This window comes from Enterococcus sp. DIV1375a, from assembly GCF_051712205.1.
Lineage (GTDB): Bacteria > Bacillota > Bacilli > Lactobacillales > Enterococcaceae > Enterococcus > Enterococcus faecalis.
In genome coordinates this window covers 1-20,980 of the sequence record NZ_JBIOOM010000003.1, presented here as the reverse complement: position 1 = coordinate 20,980, position 20,980 = coordinate 1, and the positions used below count along the sequence as shown (strand labels likewise).

The window sequence follows — 20,980 nt, the reverse complement described above, 5'->3', positions numbered from 1 at the left end:
GAGAGTCGCTTCTTTGTTGCCAAAAAGTTGTTATTTAGCGATAAAACAACAAATCTAAAGCCAAAGCAAACTGAAGCATTGCCATTTTGGAATCATCAATAATAATATTTTTTTGATAGTTAATCCGTTCACTCACAGCAACTACAGATAGGCCATAAAAATAACGATAAAAAAATACACGCCGTCGTCGTTCCGTTATTTCTGGACGATACGGGTGCATAATCGCGGTAAATGCATGAGTAAAACATGCTTCTGTTTTTAAGTATTCTTTTTCATGTTCAGATAAGGGAAGTCCTTGTTGCTCTTTTTCCCTGACTGGGTCGTTTTTTACAACTAAAAAACACTCACTCGTTAACTGAGGATAGACAGTAAGTCCCATTCGTTCTCGATTGATTTTCATTGTCTGTATAAAAATCCCTACAGCCTTTTTTGTTTTCGGCCAATCAATAAATTCAAACGGTGGCAATGTGTAGTCTTTAATATCAAAAAGACTCAAAATTTCACCTCTTTTATGCTATAATCAGTACGTTACTGAAGAAGGCTTCTTTCAGTGACAATTGTGGAATGGCCAGAGCGATTGCTCTGGCTTTTTCTATTTTTCCCAAATTCAATCTCTCATAATTACTTTTTCTTTGTAGGAAAGAAAAAATAATTGATTTGTTTTTTCAATATATTGATAAATTGCTACCTTCAATGTGTCTGTTAGCCCTGGTATCTGATTAATTATTTCTTTCACTTCTGTTTCATTGTATTCAAAAAAATCCCCCTTCCATATCAACGTTACTGTTAATTCTACGTTCCGAATTTGCAAAAAATACGTACAACCAAACGTGTTGCCACACTCACGGCCGTAAATAAACATGTTGCTTTCACTCTTTCCTTATACTAATCTTTCTCTTCTCTAATGCCTTACTGAAATGCTACTAGCACTAAAGCAAAAAGCTTTTGAATTTTCATAAATCGTTTATCACTTACTTTTTCTTCTTTCTTCCTTGAACACCAAATGTTTTCATTATTTGATAATCCGCTCGAATCATTCGTTCTAATGTATGGGCAGGATAATAGCGTTGTTTGCTTATCTCTCGATCTTTTGCCACAATTTCTTCCCACATCTCTTTTACTTCTCGAGAAACTAAACAATCAATTCGCGCTTTTTCCTCCACATGTGGAGCTGTTAGGTTCACATGTGGACCTGAATTATTTTTGGACATTTTGTACCCTTCTTTCTCTCACTGAACATTGATATTTATACTCATCCCAAGTAGTAAACAAATAGATAAATAACAAAAAGAAAATAACTAATTTAATTAACAACGGTAAAAATTGCATTAACATACCACATAAAATCATTGCGACCACCAATCGTTTATTCATCTTGTATTCACGTCCTTTTTTCAGTAAAATATTGTTAGCTTTTTTATTTTGATCCCTTTGTTTTCGGTACTTGTTGCGAACAAGTACCTTTTTTTCTTATTCATTACTTTTATCCCCTCCAGATATAGTTTCTACAAACTTCAGCCAACTTTGTAGCTCTCCTTCAGAAATCAGCTTATCAGCCTCAAAAGAAGTATCCCAACGTACAAATATCTGATGCGCATTCAACCATTCAGCCAATTCGCCATACGTTTTTACTTCAGATAAAGGGATATCTGACATTTATATCATTCCTTCCTATTACTCCATATACCTAAATGTTGTTGCTGCGCTAATGCTTGTTTTTCTTCTAACTGTTCTAAGTATTTTGCTTCTTTATTTTTTACGTAAGCAACTTTTGCTAAACCTTCACTTACTAAGGTTTCCTGCAACAATTGACCATCCACAAACACATACGCCAATAATCGACCATAGCGATCTGTTTTATTTGCTTCATCAAATTCTAGTTGGATTTCTTTCGCATTACTCAACAATGTTTTTGTTCTGTTACTCGCCTCTTTACCAAATGGTTGAACAGGAGTATTCGGTTTGACCGTTTCGGGTGTATCTATCAATAAATACCTCACTTTTTGTTCCTTGCCATTTACAAGAAACACACTTGTATCACCGTCTACATGTCTAACAAAATCTACAGCTACTCTTTCTGAAGAAGTTTGTTTTTGCTCAATTTGTTGTATTGATTGGTGTAGTTCTTGCGTTAATCCACCAATTATTTCTTGTGTGCTACAGCTCGTCAATAAAAGAAAGCTAAGAAAAGAAACAAAAAAGAAGCCTATTTTATTTAGTCGTTTCCTCATTTTTTTATCCTTTCTATAAATTCTTGCTCCATGCCTGCGTAGCATAGAGCAAGACTTATTTATATTTTCATAAAACATTACTTAACAAAGCTCTCAGAACGGTAAGTCATCATCTGAAATATTTATTGGGTTTCCAACAAATGGATCATCATTATTTCCCATAGTATTATCCATAGGTGGAGTCTGACTCGTTGTCGTTTTTTGTTCTCTCGATTCTGCTTGCGAACGTGATTCCAACAAATAAAAACTTTCTACAATAACTTCTGTCACATAAACTCGTTGTCCTTGCTGATTTTCATAGTTTCGAGTTTGAAGTCTTCCTGAAATTCCAAACAATGTTCCCTTTTTTACATAATTAGCTAACGTTTCTGCTGGCTTACGCCAAATCACACACTGAATGTAATCTGCTTCACGATCACCATTCTGGTTTTTATAATTACGATTTACGGCAAGAGTAAATGTTGCTACAGCTGTTCCACTAACTGTATAGCGCAAATCTGGGTCTTTCGTCGCTCTTCCAATTAATGTCACATTATTCATCATTTGTCGTTCCTTCTTTCTTATCTTTTATAAATATATTTTATATGGATATCCATATAATGTCAATAGTTATCTATGGATATTCTTATTTTTTTATGCTATATTAAAAATGAAATGAGGTGTTTTTTTGGATAATTCTTACAAAACTTCGGAAGCACAAAGAAAAGCTATAAAAAAATACGAGCAGAAAAATGCCGCAGCCAAACAGTATCGTAATAAAAAATATGCGACAAAAAGCTTTATTCTAAATTTAGCAACTGAAGAAGATTTACAACTTGTCCGTAGCTGGTTAAAAGAAAGAGAAGAGACTTCGCCAAACAATTGATTCTGTTAGCGAAGTCTCTTCCATCTGATTAGTCAAGCAGGGAAATTTCATTTTATGCTGCAAAAAATACTCTTTAAAAAGATAAACCATGCTCGATTTCTTTTTGTTCAGTTTTTTGGTCAGCTTTTTCTTCGGCTTTTTCTTTCTCTTGTTGTTCATACATATCCCGCATCATATTTTCTATCTCAGAGAATTCATTCACTTCTTTTTCTTCTTCCATCAGTCGCTTCTCTGTTTCTTCTTGAGCTTTTTCTATATCTTCAAGTTTTGTTAAATCGTATTTTAACTGCAGCTCTCCCCAAAATTTTTCATCGTCTAATTCCATAATATTTTCTTCTAATTCGATAGAGGCCTGTTTTACTTTTTCTTCTAATATTTTCTGAGAATTCGTTTCTTCTATACTTTTTTTCCAAAATTCTTTTGCTTCAGGAGATAGTTTCGCCATATATTTTTCTGTGTAAGCATCAGCAAGACGAATACTTCCATCCATTAAGCTTTCAATCAATTCTTCATCTAATGCCCATTTTGACACCTCATACTCTGCTTGTTGCACATAAAAACTATGTCCATTAATATGATATTCTTCATACTCATTTCCCATTTCATCATACGTATAATAACTTTCATGAGAAATAAAGCGAACATATTCTTCAATGTATGGTCTTACTTCTTCTGGAAGAGGTTCTTTTGTTTCTCTTTCAAAAACTTCAGACATTCCTTCTGCTGTTTGAATCGGTACATACTTTTCCTGTTCTTCTGAAATAGAACTTTCTAATTTTTCTATAGAAAATCCTTCTTGTTCAAATTGCTGCAACATTTCTAATTGTTCTTCTGAGTAATTATTGGTTTCTAATGTTAATACCGTTTGCGTTTCTGGTACAACTTGCACTAGTTCGCTCAAAACCATCGAATGATATTCAGGGTGATATCTATCAATTGATGAGTCTTTAAAAAAGGCTTCAATAGACCCATGATCTACATCTCTAATATAACCACCCCCTCCCTCAGAATAACCATTCCACATTGAACCATCTTGAAAAACATAAATCGCTTGACGAATATTGCTTGTTTTTTCAAATCCTTCATCGTAAAAATCTGAAAAATCAAAATTAGATACTTCTTTTTGCATATTGTTTCCTCTTTTCTTTTTGATAAATAAAAAAAGAAGATAGCTTCAGCTATCTTCTAATACACAATGGTTGCTTATTAAAAAATCATTTCTGTACCGATAGAATGTTCTAACTCTCGATACGCCTTTTCATTTAAGTAATTTTGTAAACTATTTTGGCACGCTTTCCGTAAATGATACATCTGTTTTCGAAATTCATAATCACTTTTCTTCCACTGTTTTGCGTTGAATCCTACATTCGTTGAGCGGATTGTTGAAGGTTGCTTTTTGGCCAAAACGCCTTTTTCTATCACTTCATCTTTTTTCCGCTCTTTTTTAGGAATTTCTTCTGTCTGAGAATAATCATAAACTTTCTTTTTTTCAAAACGAAAACTCTCTTCTCCTTCTTTTTTTAGACCAACCAAGAAAATAGGCTTGTCTTTTTCTGACTCTTTTATTCGGCGATTCTTCAGTTTCCAACGCTCTTCCCCCAAAACATACGTGGCTTCTGGTTTTTGTCTCAAAATTGACCGTTGGTTTGTACTCGAATAATTTTCTAAGTTGCTTTTTATCTTCTTAGAAGGCCCTTCATGCATTGACACATATTCCGCACGATTGTTGCTAGGTAAGATAATCTTTTTCTTTAATTTCCCATGTTCAAATATACTCACGGGTTCTGCCAAATCCTCATCATTTACTTTATGGAAATAAACCCCTCGCTTTTCTTTAATAGCGGTTTCTTTTTCTAATTCCATTTGAAGTATAATATTCTGATTTCGCTCTTCTCTTGTAGCTTCACGGTTTTCAAAAAAACGATTCAACGTGCCTAATGCTTGAGTTAATGGTGTTTCTTCTTTTTTGGGCTCTGTTTGTTGATCTGTTATCTGTTCTTCTTCGTTATCCATTGGCTGCTCTGCCTCTAACGATGAAAACATCCGTTGCTCTTCTTCTGTCCACTCCTCTTTATTTGTGGACAGCTCTGAGAGAGGCTTTTCATTTTGTACGTCAATTAAAGATTCTGATTCTTCACTTGGCATAGAAGCCTCTAACGACGCATAGCCTTCAGAAAAGCCCCCCTCCTCTGTTACTATTTGTTGTTCTGTTAAAAATTGTTCGTTTGGACTATCTCTTTCTCTATTTTCTTCTTCAATTAATGCTGACAAAGAAGCAGCTCGTGGTGTTTTTCTGAATAATTCAGGGTGTTTTTTTGCTTCGGATAAAATTAAGTTTCCTATACGAGAATACAAACTATTTTTTCCATAAAGTTGTTGATCATAATACGTAGGTTTATTTCTTGGATTCCCATATACTTCTTCATAATCATCAGAAATTTGTTTTAAACGTGGAAGAATTTTATCCATCAATTCTTTGCCATCAGTTTCTAGAAATAAATCAATTAATCGGTCCAATTCTGGTTTAAAATGGTGGCGCTCCGCAAAACCATATTTCCAAAAATATTGATTGCGAGGAAGTTTTTCCATGAGTTGAACAAAGCGTTGTTCATACTGCCCTTGTGTAAATTGTTCCTGACAAGATTCTGCTAATCTTTTTTGATAATCTAGGTAGGTCTGCAATGACAATAATTGTTCTTTATTTTGCATTAATTCATTCACGAAAGCACGTTTTGTCGCTGTGATATTTTTTTGCGCAAATTTCCCTTTATATTGCCAACCTGATTTATGTGGCTCTGTTGGGTGAATATAATTAATCCATTCTCTTGTCGGTTCTTTTTCAACATAACCTACGTGAACATGAAGGTTATCTGTGTTGTAGTGAATGGCCGCTGTCCATTCACCTTTCAATCCTTCTTTCTTTTCCAATTCAGCTACGGCTTTTCGAGTAGCTTGGTAAATATATTGCGCTTTTAAATGATTGGTTTTCTCATCTAAGTAACCTTTTTCAATTAACCATTCATTGCGAAAACTAAAGACTAATTGCCATAAAGGTGAGCGATTTTCTTGTGCCTCACTAAAGTATTTTTTCATTCGGTGAACTTCATTTTCTGGTGTTTGATCATAATTTTTTGTAAATAGTGCAGAGGTTTTTTCTGGATTCGACATATAATCATTATAGGTCGAAAACATCACTTCTCCTCCGCCATCAATAGCAGAAATACTGTCCATAAAATTTTGTGTAGAAAAAGCATTAAAACGATCGAATTGTTCATTACGAGTGGCTTCATTTCTTTCCATATAATCCAAGTAAGCTTGATACGTATTGGAACCAGGCATAACAAACGCACTCGTCAAGATAATGCCTGCTGTTTTCTTAGTCATTTCTTCCCGTCACTTGAGAATATTTCTTTTTATTAATCGCTTCTGTTTTTCTACTTTCTTGTCGTTTTTTTACTAGCTCTTTCGCTTCAATAAACGCTGCATGTTCTTCCCCTTCTTTGATTTCTAGTTGCATAAAATCTGTCATTGCATTGAATAAAACCATAAATAATTCTGTACGCTCTTCAATCACCGAAACCATTTTTTTCGTTTGATTTTGTGTGGCTAATAATTCATCGGATTGATTCATCGTTGCTCGTTCAGAAATATCCAATAGAAACTCAATCGTGTCTCCTAAACTATAATGTAATTTGTCTGCTAACTGATCCAACCGTTCTTTCGTTTTATCCGTCATATAAATATTTTTTGGTGTCTTCTTTTCATTATTTTTTTCAGTCATTCGTCTTCTCCATTTCTTCGAAATTTTTTCCTGGTTCGAGCATTTTCATTGCTAAAATTTCCATGCCCAGTTGCATCGTTTCAACTACATCTTTTGTAAAAGCTTGATAACGAATTTCTGTCTCTAATTGAAACTCTTCATAGGCAATTTTTTTCAGAATGTCACGCAACATTTCATCTCGTCCACTGTACCCTTTTTCTTTCGCTACTTTTACCAAACGTTTACACGTTTCTTTATCTATATCTCGTATTGTTAACACCGTTTTTTCTGACACTTTTATCACGTTTCCTTCCTTTTTTATTTCCTTTCACTTCTTGTTATTTTGTTGTACCTCCGTTATTTATCTTTCTAGTTCTGAGCAGTTTGCTTAATCGCCACTCTTCTTGTAAGAGCATAAGGGGAAATGGGGGACACACAAGGTGTCCCGCCTTGCAGTGCAAGGCTTTCCGGTGTAGTACATTTTTAACCACTCATAGCACATTCATAGCAGAAACATAGCAGTTTCATAGCAGGTGTTTAGCACATTTATAGCACCTGATTTTAAAGGATTTCTCACATATCCATAGCACGTTTATAGCAGATATTTAGCACATTTATAGCAGGACATAGCACAAACCTAGCACCTAGTTAGCACATTTATAGCACGTTAGTTCGTTGTTATTTTATTTCGCTTTTCAGCTAATTTTTCTGCTTTTTCCTCTAATAATTCTTGTTCCTCAGCTATCTTCTTTTTGGTTTCTAAATAGGTTTCTTTTTCTCTTTCCAACCCTCTAACAATTTCTTCTCCATCTTCTTTTTCCTCCCCAACTTTATAGAACAATTCTTGTTTTTCAGTAGCTATTTTTTCTTCAATTAATTTCATTTCTTCATCAATTTTTTTACTGTTTTCCGCTAATAATTTTTGTTGTTTTCCTACCTCTTTTTCTTCAATTTTAATGACCTCTAATTCATAATTTTCTTTTGGTTTTTCTTTTAAGTCAGGACTGTTTTTACTTTTTCTAACGTCCCAATAAAACGTTGTTTGTTGCGATTGATTCTTTTGTTTTTCTTCTGTTTCCTCTTCAATTTGTTCAATAGAAGTTGGCGCTTTTTTCTCTTCGTTGTACCCAAAATCAATAATAATTTCTTTCCATTCTTTGGGTATGCCATTCAATTTCAGTAAGTAGTAACCTGTTGAAATTTCTTGTAAATCGGTTTTTATTTGTTGCTTACTTTTGCTTTCTCCTGCGAAAGCAACATAATTTTTATGCACCTGGTCGTTCCCATCTTCTATAGAAAAAAGAACTTCTCCATACCCACTATCCTCATTTACTTTTCGTGATAAAATTTCAACTTCACTAGACCCGATTTTTGTTTTACTTGCCACGCCAATTCCTGTATCTAACATAGGGCTATCATCTTTAAAAATACTTCTTGAAAAGCTAAAAAATAGATACCCACAAATAGTAAAAACACACATCAAAATATAAAATTTTGAGGCATGTTTTTGGAATTTGGATTGAATTTTACGAGGCTTTTTTTCCTTCGATTGGACTTGTTCTCGAAATGTTTCAATACGTTCTTGCCATTCATTTATCTTGTCAAACATTCGTTTCACTCCTTATAAAAATAGCTAGTAGGAAAATCTCGTGAAGCAATTTGTTCTTCAAATTTTTTTATTTTCCAATGATTATTTTCGTCTTTTTCTAACGTAAATTGATCGATATATTTCACATCAAATGCTTGCGCACTTCCGTGTTTCGTTGAAACAACCAGACAACCAATCATTCTTGCTTTACCAGTAATGCCATCAAGCTGAACATAATATTGTTCACTTACTGTTTCTTGTTCAATTCGGAAGCTATCTTTATAGTCATCTACCCAAGCAGGACGCAACGTTTTTGCTAATTTTGGTTCACATATCTTCGATAATTTTTTTAATTTTTCTTCTGCCGTATCGGTAGAAATATCATAATAGGCTTTCCTAAATTCTTCTCCAATCGCTTTTAAATTTTTATATTCTCTATGTGAATAAGTATGTTTCGGAATTGGAACTTCTCCTGCTGTTCCGTTAGCTTTTTTCTCCTTTAACGACTGTAACTCTTCTTCTAATTGCTTGTTTTTTTCTTCATAGTTTTGCATAATTTTTGTTTCTTGTAGTGCCAATATTTTCTTTGTATAGAAGAAGGTTCCTCCTATCCCTAATAACAAACCACAACAACCAATCATTAACCATTGAGGCATTGATTTCATTATTTTCCCTCGCATTCTTGTATTTTTTTACAAAAAAAAGCAACCTAAGAATTCTTTCTTAGATTGCTTTTCCCTGCCTATTTTATTAAATCTGTACTCAAATAAACATACCTATGACTTCAACGACATCAATCCATGTTAACACATCACATTGCTCTATTTTTTCTACATTTCTATTCGTATAATCCACCGAACGCAATTGATGTGTAACAACGTCTCCTGCAATTTTTTGTGGGTCTTTTATAGAAATATATGTCCCAAAGCTTCTTTTTGAAGACGTTATGGGACAGACCAAACAAAAACCTGTCCGTTCATTAAATTCATCCTTACTGACAACCAATGCAGGTCTTCGTTTTTTTATCTCTTTACCTTTAGAAGGGTCAAAATCTAACCAAATAATGTCACGCTGTTTTGGTGTATACATTAATATTCTTCCCCTTCAAGCTTCATAGTGTCCCATTCTTTATCTTCTTCTGTTAAAGATTCTCTAAAACCTTCCCACGCTTCTTTCTTTTCAAAAATATCTTCTTTTTTAGGTTTTAGAATATACGTGTCACCTACTTTAAAAATAGTAAAGGCTTCCCCAACTTCTGGAGAGATATCTTTTGGGAAAATTGCTCCTACAGAATTGCCGATTTTTCTTGCGATGGTTTCCATTCTTTTCAGCTCCATTCTTTAATTTAACAAAGTTTAACTCAATTTAATTCAATTGTCAAAAAGAATGAATAGCAATTTCTTATAAAAGAAAAATACAACTTATTATTTGTTTTTTCGCACAATACTACGGATTTTCGTTATCGAATAGGTGCGATTATACTTCGCAACTATTCTTCCTTTTTCGGAATTTTGCTCATAGGTAGTAAACGATTGTCCACCGTCTGAAACACTCGCTATTACGCCTGTATGCCCCCATATTTGAGGAGTTAATATTCCTCCTGCATACCAATTAACAATGTCTCCTGCGCGCAAATCTGACGGCTTAGGATCAATAATTACTGACCACCCATATGCTGGCCAATCGTAATCTTCGCCAATTCTTTCTGCATAGTCAAAGCCACTTCCTCGTAATTGTGGGCCTCCTAATTTTTCAACGTAATAAGCGGTCAACATGTAGCACTCTCCGCCGTAAAGTTCCTGACCTAAAACAGATTCTAAAACCGCTAAAGAAGCCCCATTTCCACCATTCGCAACCCCTTGTTGCATACTATTCACGTACTGATACACTAATTCTGCATAAAACATATTTCCATAAGCATAGCGCCAATTTCCATGAGAATTTGCTATCGGATTCGTATATGGAACCTTCAAGCCATTCGCTTGCTGTCTAGCAAATTCTACGCCTGCATCAAACGTATATGGACGATTATTAGCATGTAACCAACTAAGAAAACCTCCGCCATAGTTATATGCTTGTAAGGCTGCTTTTCTATCTTCTATGCCATATTGTTTTGCTAATTGTAAAACACTTTTGTAATGGATAATTCCTTGCCGAATAGACTGTTCAGGATCAGTTATTGAGTTGGGCGGCAATCCCGCACTTTCACTTGATTGAAACGGATCGCCACCTCTTCCTCCTGATTCCACCATAATAATGGCCAAAAGATAAGGAACTTCTTCTAAAACCCCCATCTCTTTGGCAATTCGCTCAACAATTGGTTTTAACGCTAATACTTCTGCTGAAAGTCCTTGATTTTCTACAGAAGAAAGATTCGTCTTTTCCTCTTCTTCGGCTCCTATAACTATCATTATCATATAATTAATCTCTTGAACAACCGCAACTGTTACCAAAGAAATGCTGCCTAATATAGCAACGATAAGAAAAATTTTAACCTTTAAACCTCTCATACCGACACCTCTTGATACTGTACAGCCTTTTGTTGGTTATATAGTTGTTGCGCTTGCTGTTGTTCTTTTTCTTTCAGTTCACGACTGGTAAGACGCCCTGTTTTTTGCATTTCTAAGACTTCATTGTAGTCTCCTTTTTCTATCGCTGTTGGCAAATATAAGGTTAACTTAGTGTTTTCTTTCATTTCAGCATTTTTACTATAAGTGGCATGCACGTTACTTACTAATTCTTTTCCAGCTTCATCATTATTTACAGCTAACACGATTCTACCAATAGAACAATCCATCGTATTGGATAAATCACGACACGTTCGCCAAAGAGTTTCTTCTTTTAACCCAGATAGCGAAAGGAAAAAGCTATTTTTAGGCAAATACTCTTTATCCAACTCATACAACGATAAGGATTCTATTGGACTTTCTGTCACATAAAGCGTAATAGGTTCTTTAAAATCAACATTTTTAGCAAACAAAAAACCACGTTGTCCGTGGCTATTTAAAGCAATTCCCTTAAAATATTTTCGTTCTAAATTAAGGTCATTCTCTTTCGTTTTTTTTATTCGCTTTGCCAATGGTCGAGCATAGGTTCCTTGCACGTCCGCTCCAACCACTGTTCCCATTTTACCTTTTCCAATATCAGAAAATTTAAAAAGAATGTTGTGGCGATTATCTGAACTAATCATTTGTTTATCTACAAATTCTTGAATGGTTTCATCAGATAAATAGCGACTTCTTAAATAATCCCAGCCTTTTTCATCTAATACACCTGTGTCATAATTTCCTGTGATTGAGAGCTTATCTAAGCGAAATGCTTCTTGTCGTGGTTCTTGTTGTTTATTTGCTGTTTTCGTTGTCGTGTATCGTTTCTGCTGATTAAATTGAAAGTCTAACAATTGACGCACTACTTGCTCGTAAGGCTCTTGATAATAAGTCATAACAAAATCTATCGCATTATCATACGAATTGATTCCTTGAGAATACCAATTTACGACACCTGTTTTGGCATTTGCTCGCATACTATCATGCAGTGTATGTTCTAAAAATTTGGAAGAAACTTTTTCAAAAGTTTCTCCTCGCTCTTGCATATACGCCAACATATTTGCACGTCTTGCAATTGCTAACTGTTTTTGGGAGAAAACAGGAATGGTTGACATGTGTTTCCCTCCTATTCCTTTAAGAAACTAACCATGAACATAAAAGGTAAATAAAAAAGACAACTACTACCAGAAGGTATAGTCGTCTTGTTTCAAAACTTACAATCGTTTGATTCTTTTTTCCAAATACAATGCGCTGAACGCTTTGTTTTATTTTTTTCAGTTTTCTTTGCTTTTCTACTACATTTTTAGCCATGTTACACCCCTCCATCAAAAATTTCTTTTTCCATAGCTGATAGACCATAACGGAATTTGATATTTTTCGCTCCCTTAATATTTAACAAAATATCGCCTTCCTCAAACTGAATAATATCTTTAATATCATAAACACTTAGTTGTTTCCCAAAGACTTTTCTTAATAATTCTTCGGAAGATTCATCTTGTTTAAACAAAAACCGATACGTAGATAATTTAAACAAGTTCACAACAATCTTTGAAATTTCACCCATCTTATTGTCGCTATAGTCAGGAAATGCGTCGGCTATATCATGCAATATATACGTTTGGCCAATCAATAATTTCCTTCCTTCACGATTATAACGGTCCAAAGCTTTTAACAACGTAAGATTTTCTGTGCGAATAGGGTTATGAAACTCATCTGAAGTAATATTTGAATAAATCAGTTCGTCTACCCGTTTTTTCTTACGGTCAAACAAATACTTTTCTCGTTGGCCTACACGAACGGTTTCGCTAAATGCAGCGGTATATAAGTTGTAGTATTGGGCGTTATACGCAAACATATCTGATTTTACGAGATTTTCCATATTAAAGGTCACTAATTTCTTATCGTAAAAATCAAACGTTGATTTTTGATTAAAAATGTCTCCTGAATCCGTAATAAACGATTCTAGTTTTTTTATTAACTCACTCAACGATTGCTTTTCAAACGTTTCAGATCGCCTATTGTATTCTTCTTTTGCATAAGCCAAGATATCAGAATAAATTGGATACTGTTCAGGATCATATTGGGTAATTTTACTTTCTTCTAAATGATGACGCTCCATATATTTCCGATATCCATCATTAAAAATTTGCTTTGCTTCTGTCATAATAGAACTGCCAAAATCAATGTTTTCAGCTAACCCAAAAACTAAACGCATTTTGGTTAAATTTGTTTTTAACGATTGTTTTTCATTGGTCTGTTTTGTTTTTGCATCCACATCAGAGCGATAGATTTGGCAAGGATTTAAACGGACAAGACTTGCATCGTAATAATTGCCCCCTAATTTTTCTGTTAAGCGTTTGGTTTCATCACTTACATAAAAACCATAATGAATATTGTTATATTCCACTGCCTGTTTTAATAGCTTTTTAGCAGCCGTTGTTTTTCCAAACCCTTGACTACCTACAATAAAAATGCTGTAGGATTTTCTCACACTATCCTTATGTGTGGTAGATAACGCAACAACACCTGATCCGTATAACGGATAGCCACTATACGGTGCATCATAGTCAATGTGATTGGCATAATTAAACGCATAACTTCCTGCTAATGCCGTTCCTTTAATTTCTTTTCCTTTCCGTTTAATTAGCTTCATGCCTTCTTTAAAGCTTACAAAAGAAGCTCTAAATTGCCGTTCTGCTTCATCTAAGAAACAAGTTGCTTGAAATTGATTTTTTCGTAGTTTTCGGTGAATTTCTTGTTCTCGTTCATTGAGTTTTTCAATACTTGATTCAGTCAAAATGTATCGTACATGAATTTCTTTTAAAACTTCAACCGATTCCAAAATACTTTCTACGGTACGATCAAGTTGTTCATACTCTTTCCGAGCTTTTTTTCGTGAAATTTTGTCTTTTGACGAATACACGCGATCTTCATATTCTCCTAAACTACGATTTAAATTTTGCTCTACTAGAGGATTATTGATATCAATCGTATGAACATCCAACGTGGTTAAAACGTTTTTCATACAAAAAATTTTTTCACCCCAAAAATTCGGATTATTCTTCGGTCGATAAATAACAAGGTTTAATACCCGTATGTAACCGTCCGCAATTTGTAAATCTTTTGACGAATGCGGTTTAACTCCTCCCATTGGCTGGATAGTTCCAATAAACAATGGATCATATCCTTTTTTATCTACTATTTTTTGTACAGAAGCTTCTCTTCCCGTTTTATCTGTTTTTTGATAAGGAATGCCTACAGGTAAAGGAGAACTTGGATTATATCGTCGAAATAAGAATTTGATTTTTTGTGTTAATGTCATTGGATACAATCGAAATCCTGCACTTTGAGCTACTCGTATCTCGCGACTAACCTCTTTTAATTCTTCTTCGTTATCCGCAAATATTTGAAGATAGACCGTATCAATTAATCGATTGTTGTCTAAATTCTCTAATACTTTAAGCGTATATTTCTGTTCCTGTTTTACTGCTGGACTTAATGCCCCCATCTTAAACCGACGAATGGCATAATCAATATTTTCCGACATATCAATTGGAAAACTGGTAAAAATGAATTTTACATCCTTGTGAATCGCTTTTAAAAAGACCAAAAAATCATTGATGGCTGCTTGTCGTTGTTCTAAACTTCCCTCTCGTGCAGAAGAGTCTTCAATACGATAAAAGTCTGTTACTCCTTTTTCTAAGGCAATACACTCTTCCGAAATAATGCGACGTTCTGCCATAAAACTTAATACGGATTTTTCTACTTTTTTTATCTTCTTTTTTTCTTTTTTCTTTTCCGTTGTATCAATTAACGCTGGTAACGCCTCTTCTGGTTGCAATAATGCATCTGTATCAATCATCAAATCATTTCACTTCCTTGTTCTAAAATACTTACACCATGAAATAAAAAGAAAGCAAAGAATGTCTCTTTGCTTTCTTTTATTCATTATATTCTTTCATCTCTTGTTCAATTTGCGAATCTTCTTCTAAAAGCTCTTCTTCCGTAAACATAGGAAACTCTATTTCTTCTTCCTCTTGGAAAGATTGTTGGGCAATCGCATGATAGGTTTGACGATTTTTTGAAAGAATAAGCCACAATCGCTGATAATTCCTCACTCGTACATTTCCTACCGTTGGCAATAACCAATAGATTCCCATAATCATAACAAAAAGAAACGCAACAGTGCCTAGTGGGTTATAGGTTTTTTCTTGTAACCCTGTGGCTACCTGAAACAGAATAAACACACAAACCGCATCTTTTATTAAGAGTTTCCCAAAAAATTTTGCTTGTGTGAAAATCTCTTCTTGTATTTCATGCATACACTCTTACCTGCCTAGTCATTATTTTTTGAACGTTGCTCATTACGTGCTTGTTCTTTTAATGCTTTTCTTTGACTTAACCACTCATTTACTTCTTGACCAAATTCTTTGTTCCGTTGATAACGATCTACTTGATTCCCAATAGGATTTTTCATATTTTTTTGATACTTATTGGTATGGATCATATCTTTCGCTTTTTTCTTAAACGGATTTTCTACTTTTTCTAAAGAATTAGCTGTGTTTTCTTCTCTTTCTGAATCAGAAGAGCGGTCTGAGTTTCTCCTCTCTTTTTCATCAGGTGCGGTTGATTCACTTGTATCGCCAGAATTTTTACTTGCTGATTCTGTAGATTCATGGTCGGAAGTCGTATTCTTTTCACCAGTCTCTTCTGAAAAATTAGAAGAATCTTGTTCGTTGGCTGTCGTATCTGTTTCACCAGTTTCATCAGAAGAAGTGGAATCGTCATTATGACTTTCTGAATTTTTCTCTTCCATATCCTCTTGATTCCAGTCATCCATATTTTCATGTTCATTTGATGATTTTTCTGTATCTGCAGACTCTTCCATATCAGGTTCTCCTGTTTCAGAATCTGCTCCTTCATTTTCAGAAGCATTTTTTGTTTCTGTATCTTTTGATTCTTTCTCTAAATTAGAATCTTCTGGTTCATCCTCTGGTGGTAAATCATCATTTGTTTCATCTGTATTCTTTTCATTGTCCGTTTTGTTAAGATTTGCGTCCTCATTATTTTTCTTACCTCTCATCAAACCATCAGCAAAACCTGCGGCGCCAACAACTCCTGCAACCGTAGCACCTGCGGCTGTTTTAGCCACATCACCAACTTTATCAGCTGCACTTTTGGCACCCATACCCATAACAAACGAACCTGCAGTAGATAGTCCTGCATCAATACCTAATGTTTTTTGAACAATCGCTGGTCCGTCATACACAAACCAAGCACCACCAGCTACAGCAAACAATTGTGCCAACATAGACACATCTTTTGAAAACACGAAGCTATTGTAGTAGATAAACACGTAATACATCGTAAAAATCGACAGCAACATGACAAACCCACTGATGATTTCCATAAACGCCATTTTTGCACGTTTCATATCACGAAAACTAAAAAAGACAGTTAATTGAGCCCAAATATTGTTATAAGCAAGCTCAATCCCTAACCGTCCTACACGAAGTAGCGAAATAATTAAAGAAAACGCTAGAACACCTAACGTAACAATCATTGGCAACCAATTCGCATGCCAGCGATAATAAGCAGGGGCAAAAAATTTCTTTACTAACCATGCCATAATACCACCGCCACCATCGTCTAGTTCTACAGCTTCTTTTCCTTCTCCATTTTTCTTGTTTTTTAGTTCATAATTAAATACTTCCCCGTTATCCACTTCATCTGGATCAGATATTCGTTCATTAATGTCAAACCAATCTAAATCCGTCAGTCGATTTTTGGGGTCAGGTTCTGTGGTCTGCCACCCTTTTTCTGCCAAAATATACGTGTCTATTAAGTTGTCTTTTACTGTCGCAAAACCAACTTCTCCTTGTGTTGCAGATAAACTTGATTCTGTGGCCGTCACAATTTTTATCCCATCACGCATAATAGAAGGCAACATCAACGACATTAACAACAACATCAAGACATTCATCGGAATATCTCTTGTTTGTTGTGATTTTCCTAAAAGTAGAACTAGCCCAATCATTAAAATAGCAAGAGCTACCCCAAATGATTTAAAACTAATAAGCGTTTGAACTAAGCCACCTTCTCCTTTTAAAGAATCAGCATTGTAAAATCCTAAAAAATTCAACATTTCTTTTAAGACATTCATTAAGTTGTCTACAATCCATAATAGAATTGACACAATAAAATACAAGATGGAACGCCCAATATCTTTTATCATAGACGCAAGCGAAAGATAATCCGAAAACGTATCTAATGCTGTAAAAATTTCTTTAGTACTCATACGTTCCCCTCCATTCTTTCAATTGTTGTACAAAAACATTCACGGCTTTTTCTTCAAAATTAGAGAGTATACAACTAAAGTACGACCGTAAATTTCCTGTATCTGAAATAGTTTTAAGTTCCGCAAACGCTTTGTTGTTCCTTTCACCTGCAATATGAATCAACGAGGTCAAGCGTTTTTGTTGTTCTTCTGAAAAAGTAGTTTTTACTGATTGTTCAAGCTGGTCACCATATAATTTTTCTAGCAACGCAACCTGCGTTTGATATTTGCTTGTTTCAAAGAAATGCTTGTCTTGCACTTCTGGTTCAATCTCTTTCAGTGATAACACTTTATTTTCTTGTTGTTTTCTACGTTTTGGCTTTTGATACTCTGAAAGCAATGGAAGAGAAAGCTGTTCTGGAGCACTTGTCTGTTTTATTTCTTTAGGTTCTAACAACCAATTCAACTCTTCCAGCTCTAGTTCCATAAACTGATTATTTACAGGAATCTCTTCCCATGAAACTTTTTTCATTTTCCGATACTTATAAAAAGGGATTAAGTTGGTGTCATTTTCATACGTATTAAAAATCGGATACTGATAAATAGGGTTTCCTTCTAAATCTCGGTGTTTATTAATACGCAAAATAATCGATTCCCCTTCACGCACACGTTCTAATTCATACGAAGCTAACAAATCAATTTTTTCTGCGCTTTCTGTCTCAGTTGCTTTTATAGACAGCGGATCTTTATGTCGGGTTTTTGAATAATTCGACCGTTCACCTAAACGACCAGAAATATATTTATTCGTTTTATCTGAGGCTGTACGAATATACGCCAAATTTCCTGTATTTCCCAAAATGATATCTTTCGTATCCTCATCATATAAAGAAGCAAGTTGTTGCACATCTTGTAACACTAAGTGAGAAAATAAACGTCTACTTAGTCCAGACGTCCATTTTCTTGCTAGATTTGAGATTGGAACGCCTAAGTTTCCTCCTTCTTCATAAATGAAATGCACATCTCGATAGCAACAGGAATCGTCTTCTAAGTTACATCGATTAATCAATACTTGATAAATCTGATCAATATACATTATTCCCAACGGATTGTTAGACGTATCTGCATCACTTAACATAACAAATACCGCTGTTGGTTGTTCTCTGTCAAAACCAATCAGTTCCATGTCAAATCCATCATCAATTGCTGTCATTTTAGCATTTAAAGACATCAAAAATGGCTGTAAGTCACCATCAAAATGTGTAATAATATTTCCCAACGTTACATGAGCTGGTGCTGAAGCAAAAATCGCGTCATAATGTCGTGTAGCTGGGTGTGTGCGAGGTAATTCACCAAAGAAAACGTCTAATTCACATTTCCCTTCATACTCTGCCAACAAACGTTTTAATTCATTCTCATCGTCTGTATATTTTCGTAAAAAATTATAGGATTTTTCTTTAATTTTGCGTTTTTGCATTTCATTAACAACTGTATAAATAGTGTATGGATTGACTTTACTCTTTTCCTCTTTTTCATATTCCTGGTCTGCTAAAGCTATACCGACACTAATAAATAAATTACGACAAGCCTTGGTCCAGAAACCACCGTCTTTTCCCTCATTCACTTCTTGAAAATAAGAAAATGCTACTTGCGTAATGATTTTTTCTGCATTGGCCAATTGTTTTTCCGCTTGAATATTTAAATTTAACGCTTCGCTTTTATTGCCCGCTTGTTTAAACTGAGCACTTTTTGCTTTTAATCGTTTATAGTGTCGATAATAGTTATTAAACACACCCAAAACAGGTATTGGATCAGAATAATATTGATTCATTGTATTAACCACTCGTATGCGATAGCCGCGTTTTTTTAAGGTTTCATACCATGCCCTTGGCTCGTCTCCTTTAGTAGCTGTCATAACAAAAGAAGCCCGATTGCTAATCAATCGGGCTCGTGTCAATATATCAATAAATGGATCTACAAAATAAATACCTTTCCCTTGACGTGTTCCTGCCAAAGTAATGCTATTCGAATCTGTAGTATCAACATAATAATAAAAAAGCCCTTGGGCTTTTTCACTAGGGGTTTGTGGTTTTCTTCCGACTGGATATCCTGGTTTCCCATCAAAATAATCTTCTTTGTCTGTAAACATATGGACAGGAACAAGCTCATATTGCTTATTCATTCCTTCCACTGTCTCAAAATCCATCGTTCCTTGAACGTGTTCTTCTTCCAATGGTCGAAACGAGCTATACAATCGAAGCGTTGATACAGCTACCCCAACTAAAGAAAAAAGAAACAATAGAAGATACCATTGAGGATATTGTCCTATCGGATAGTAAAAAACTGCTTGTCTTAATGATACCCCTTGAAAATCAAACAGTGATTGTTGGGTAATACTTCCCACCATTTGTATTAACCAATTTCCAAGAATCATTTCCACCATAAAGAAAATAGTCATACTAGGAATTAAAAAGCGACGATCTGCAAGAAATCGTAAATGATTTTGTGTGGCTTTTTCATAATTCCTTTTTTTATATTTTCCTCTTTCTTTTTTTCTCATAGGAACCTCCTATAATAAAATAAAAAAACAAACACCTCTCTATCAGTGTTTGTTTTTATCCATTTTTATCAAATAAGCAAAACTTCTTAAAGGACTTGTTCTTTATTCTTCTAAACTATATAAATCAACTCCTTCTTCACATATAACGACTCCTTTTGATAAAAGTTCATCTTGATTTGAAAAAAGCTTCTTAGCTAATTCTGTCAGTTTTATCTGAACAGTATCATTCAACTTAATATCTCTTATTTTTTCTGTTCCTATTACAGCAAATACATTCATATCAACACATGTTTTTAATAGGTTATCAATCTCTCTCCCTTGTACATATACAGTAGAATTAGTAAGGAGCTTGTCAATTTTTGTCACTATATCTCTATATTTTTCTTTATCTTTAAACAAGAAAATCATAAAACTGATTTGATTTAGCTCTTTTAAAAAAAAGTATTGTGTTACAGTTAATAAAAATTCAACTATTCCACAAACAATCATCAGAGGAATTAGTGTCCGTTTATCCGTACGACCTAAATCAAAAACGTAAGAATAGTAACTAAAATATAAAAGAAGCGTGGTTAATCCAATCCAAAAAAAAGAGTAATTAAACGTTTTTTTGTCAACATAAATCGGTACTTTTTTATCCACCTCAACAAGTTTAATCCGTTTTTTGTCCGTAGTGATTCCTTTGTTTCGTGCAATTATATATAATATGATAAGCATAATACTTGTACCAATCATGTTTAACAACACATTTAGTTTATCTGAATAAACAAGAAAAATTCCTGATCCCTTTAATAAAGTATTAATCATCGAAGGAAAAAATAACCAACCTTGAGCAAAAAAAGAAGAATATACTAAGTCTATTGAAGCAATTCCCAAAATTATAAGAATAATCCCCCCCAACTGCATAAGAAATTGGGAGCCATAGTTATTTTTCAAAATACTTTTAACAATGTCTACACCTACACTTAGCATTAGCAAAACTACTCCTATCTTAACAAATATCATTTTGTTTTCTCCTATTCTATCATAATTTTGCTATCTAAAACGTCATATTTCTTACCAGAAAAAGTCTATTCATAGTAAAAAAAGCAGAGAAAATAAGACTTTCTCTGTTCAAAAAATGAAACAATCTCTTATGCCATAGTAGAATCTGCACTTA

At 34.2% G+C, this 20,980-nt stretch carries 24 protein-coding genes; 1 reads left to right on the top strand and 23 read right to left on the bottom strand.

The genetic code is table 11. The annotated features are described in order from the left end of the window. Positions 1-34 precede the first annotated feature (34 nt). The 7 genes from IGJ63_RS13695 to ssb all read right to left on the bottom strand — a co-directional run bounded on the left by IGJ63_RS13695 (position 35) and on the right by ssb (position 2,774). The gene (locus IGJ63_RS13695) at positions 35-496 is read right to left on the bottom strand and encodes a transcriptional regulator, ArpU family protein (protein ID WP_438746732.1); all 462 of its coding nucleotides are present in this window, start codon (positions 494-496) and stop codon (positions 35-37) included. Positions 497-607: 111 nt separating this feature from the next. Next, positions 608-862 carry a hypothetical protein gene (locus IGJ63_RS13690; RefSeq protein ID WP_014862514.1) on the bottom strand — a complete coding sequence of 85 codons (255 nt, stop codon included), beginning with the start codon at positions 860-862 and terminating at the stop codon, positions 608-610. Between the two features lie 109 nt (positions 863-971). Beyond that, the gene (locus IGJ63_RS13685; protein WP_016618875.1) at positions 972-1,211 is read right to left on the bottom strand and encodes a hypothetical protein; all 240 of its coding nucleotides are present in this window, start codon (positions 1,209-1,211) and stop codon (positions 972-974) included. Further along, positions 1,198-1,374 (bottom strand): hypothetical protein, encoded by a 177-nt coding sequence (locus IGJ63_RS13680; protein ID WP_016632483.1) that lies wholly within the window; start codon positions 1,372-1,374, stop codon positions 1,198-1,200. Before IGJ63_RS13680 ends, IGJ63_RS13685 begins: the two co-directional genes overlap by 14 nt. 96 nt (positions 1,375-1,470) lie before the next feature. After that, positions 1,471-1,656: a hypothetical protein gene (locus IGJ63_RS13675; protein ID WP_070363823.1), complete on the bottom strand. Its 186-nt coding sequence runs from the start codon at positions 1,654-1,656 to the stop codon at positions 1,471-1,473. A 5-nt stretch (positions 1,657-1,661) separates the two neighbouring features. Continuing rightward, entirely contained in the window at positions 1,662-2,231 is a 570-nt protein-coding gene (locus IGJ63_RS13670) for a thermonuclease family protein (RefSeq protein WP_289867711.1), read from the bottom strand. A 93-nt stretch (positions 2,232-2,324) separates the two neighbouring features. Then, complete coding sequence (gene ssb, locus IGJ63_RS13665; RefSeq protein WP_174126714.1) at positions 2,325-2,774, bottom strand: single-stranded DNA-binding protein; 450 nt, start codon at positions 2,772-2,774, stop codon at positions 2,325-2,327. 124 nt (positions 2,775-2,898) lie between these two features. Here ssb and IGJ63_RS13660 point away from each other — a divergent pair, with 124 nt between their 5' ends. Continuing rightward, positions 2,899-3,096, top strand: a complete 198-nt coding sequence (locus tag IGJ63_RS13660; RefSeq protein ID WP_014862324.1) for a hypothetical protein — start codon at positions 2,899-2,901, stop codon at positions 3,094-3,096. Positions 3,097-3,169: 73 nt separating this feature from the next. Here the strand turns inward: IGJ63_RS13660 and IGJ63_RS13655 are convergent, their stop codons facing one another. The 16 genes from IGJ63_RS13655 to IGJ63_RS13580 form a co-directional block, all read right to left on the bottom strand. Further along, on the bottom strand, positions 3,170-4,225 hold the full coding sequence (locus IGJ63_RS13655) for a hypothetical protein (protein ID WP_174126715.1): 1,056 nt from the start codon (positions 4,223-4,225) through the stop codon (positions 3,170-3,172). A 77-nt stretch (positions 4,226-4,302) separates the two neighbouring features. After that, positions 4,303-6,480, bottom strand: coding sequence for a MobP2 family relaxase (mobP2, locus tag IGJ63_RS13650; RefSeq protein WP_263307130.1), 2,178 nt, complete (start codon positions 6,478-6,480; stop codon positions 4,303-4,305). Next, on the bottom strand, positions 6,473-6,877 hold the full coding sequence (locus IGJ63_RS13645) for a hypothetical protein (protein ID WP_174126717.1): 405 nt from the start codon (positions 6,875-6,877) through the stop codon (positions 6,473-6,475). The genes mobP2 and IGJ63_RS13645 overlap by 8 nt, the downstream gene beginning before the upstream one ends. Beyond that, on the bottom strand, positions 6,870-7,160 hold the full coding sequence (locus tag IGJ63_RS13640) for a hypothetical protein (protein ID WP_242384649.1): 291 nt from the start codon (positions 7,158-7,160) through the stop codon (positions 6,870-6,872). The genes IGJ63_RS13645 and IGJ63_RS13640 overlap by 8 nt, the downstream gene beginning before the upstream one ends. 363 nt (positions 7,161-7,523) lie before the next feature. After that, positions 7,524-8,465 carry a hypothetical protein gene (locus tag IGJ63_RS13635; protein WP_263307131.1) on the bottom strand — a complete coding sequence of 314 codons (942 nt, stop codon included), beginning with the start codon at positions 8,463-8,465 and terminating at the stop codon, positions 7,524-7,526. Between the two features lie 5 nt (positions 8,466-8,470). Next, on the bottom strand, positions 8,471-9,109 hold the full coding sequence (locus IGJ63_RS13630) for a hypothetical protein (protein WP_263307132.1): 639 nt from the start codon (positions 9,107-9,109) through the stop codon (positions 8,471-8,473). Between the two features lie 97 nt (positions 9,110-9,206). Beyond that, positions 9,207-9,533 carry a type II toxin-antitoxin system PemK/MazF family toxin gene (locus tag IGJ63_RS13625; RefSeq protein ID WP_174126720.1) on the bottom strand — a complete coding sequence of 109 codons (327 nt, stop codon included), beginning with the start codon at positions 9,531-9,533 and terminating at the stop codon, positions 9,207-9,209. Continuing rightward, a complete protein-coding gene (locus IGJ63_RS13620) occupies positions 9,533-9,766 on the bottom strand; it encodes an AbrB/MazE/SpoVT family DNA-binding domain-containing protein (RefSeq protein ID WP_014862336.1) in 234 nt (77 codons plus the stop codon). The genes IGJ63_RS13625 and IGJ63_RS13620 overlap by 1 nt, the downstream gene beginning before the upstream one ends. A 102-nt stretch (positions 9,767-9,868) precedes the next feature. Further along, the gene (locus tag IGJ63_RS13615; RefSeq protein WP_263307133.1) at positions 9,869-10,954 is read right to left on the bottom strand and encodes a lysozyme family protein; all 1,086 of its coding nucleotides are present in this window, start codon (positions 10,952-10,954) and stop codon (positions 9,869-9,871) included. Beyond that, complete coding sequence (locus IGJ63_RS13610) at positions 10,951-12,105, bottom strand: DUF3991 domain-containing protein (RefSeq protein ID WP_263307134.1); 1,155 nt, start codon at positions 12,103-12,105, stop codon at positions 10,951-10,953. Before IGJ63_RS13610 ends, IGJ63_RS13615 begins: the two co-directional genes overlap by 4 nt. A 19-nt stretch (positions 12,106-12,124) precedes the next feature. After that, positions 12,125-12,301, bottom strand: a complete 177-nt coding sequence (locus IGJ63_RS13605) for a hypothetical protein (RefSeq protein WP_165442590.1) — start codon at positions 12,299-12,301, stop codon at positions 12,125-12,127. Position 12,302: 1 nt separating this feature from the next. Continuing rightward, complete coding sequence (locus IGJ63_RS13600) at positions 12,303-14,852, bottom strand: trse protein (RefSeq protein ID WP_438746761.1); 2,550 nt, start codon at positions 14,850-14,852, stop codon at positions 12,303-12,305. A gap of 79 nt (positions 14,853-14,931) precedes the next feature. Further along, on the bottom strand, positions 14,932-15,312 hold the full coding sequence (locus tag IGJ63_RS13595; protein WP_016622180.1) for a DUF5592 family protein: 381 nt from the start codon (positions 15,310-15,312) through the stop codon (positions 14,932-14,934). A 14-nt stretch (positions 15,313-15,326) separates the two neighbouring features. Continuing rightward, positions 15,327-17,288, bottom strand: a complete 1,962-nt coding sequence (locus IGJ63_RS13590; RefSeq protein ID WP_263307135.1) for a pLS20_p028 family conjugation system transmembrane protein — start codon at positions 17,286-17,288, stop codon at positions 15,327-15,329. Beyond that, on the bottom strand, positions 17,278-19,824 hold the full coding sequence (locus tag IGJ63_RS13585) for a type IV secretory system conjugative DNA transfer family protein (RefSeq protein WP_263307136.1): 2,547 nt from the start codon (positions 19,822-19,824) through the stop codon (positions 17,278-17,280). The genes IGJ63_RS13590 and IGJ63_RS13585 overlap by 11 nt, the downstream gene beginning before the upstream one ends. A gap of 102 nt (positions 19,825-19,926) precedes the next feature. Further along, positions 19,927-20,826 carry a hypothetical protein gene (locus tag IGJ63_RS13580; RefSeq protein ID WP_263307137.1) on the bottom strand — a complete coding sequence of 300 codons (900 nt, stop codon included), beginning with the start codon at positions 20,824-20,826 and terminating at the stop codon, positions 19,927-19,929. Between the last annotated feature and the right edge of the window lie 154 nt (positions 20,827-20,980).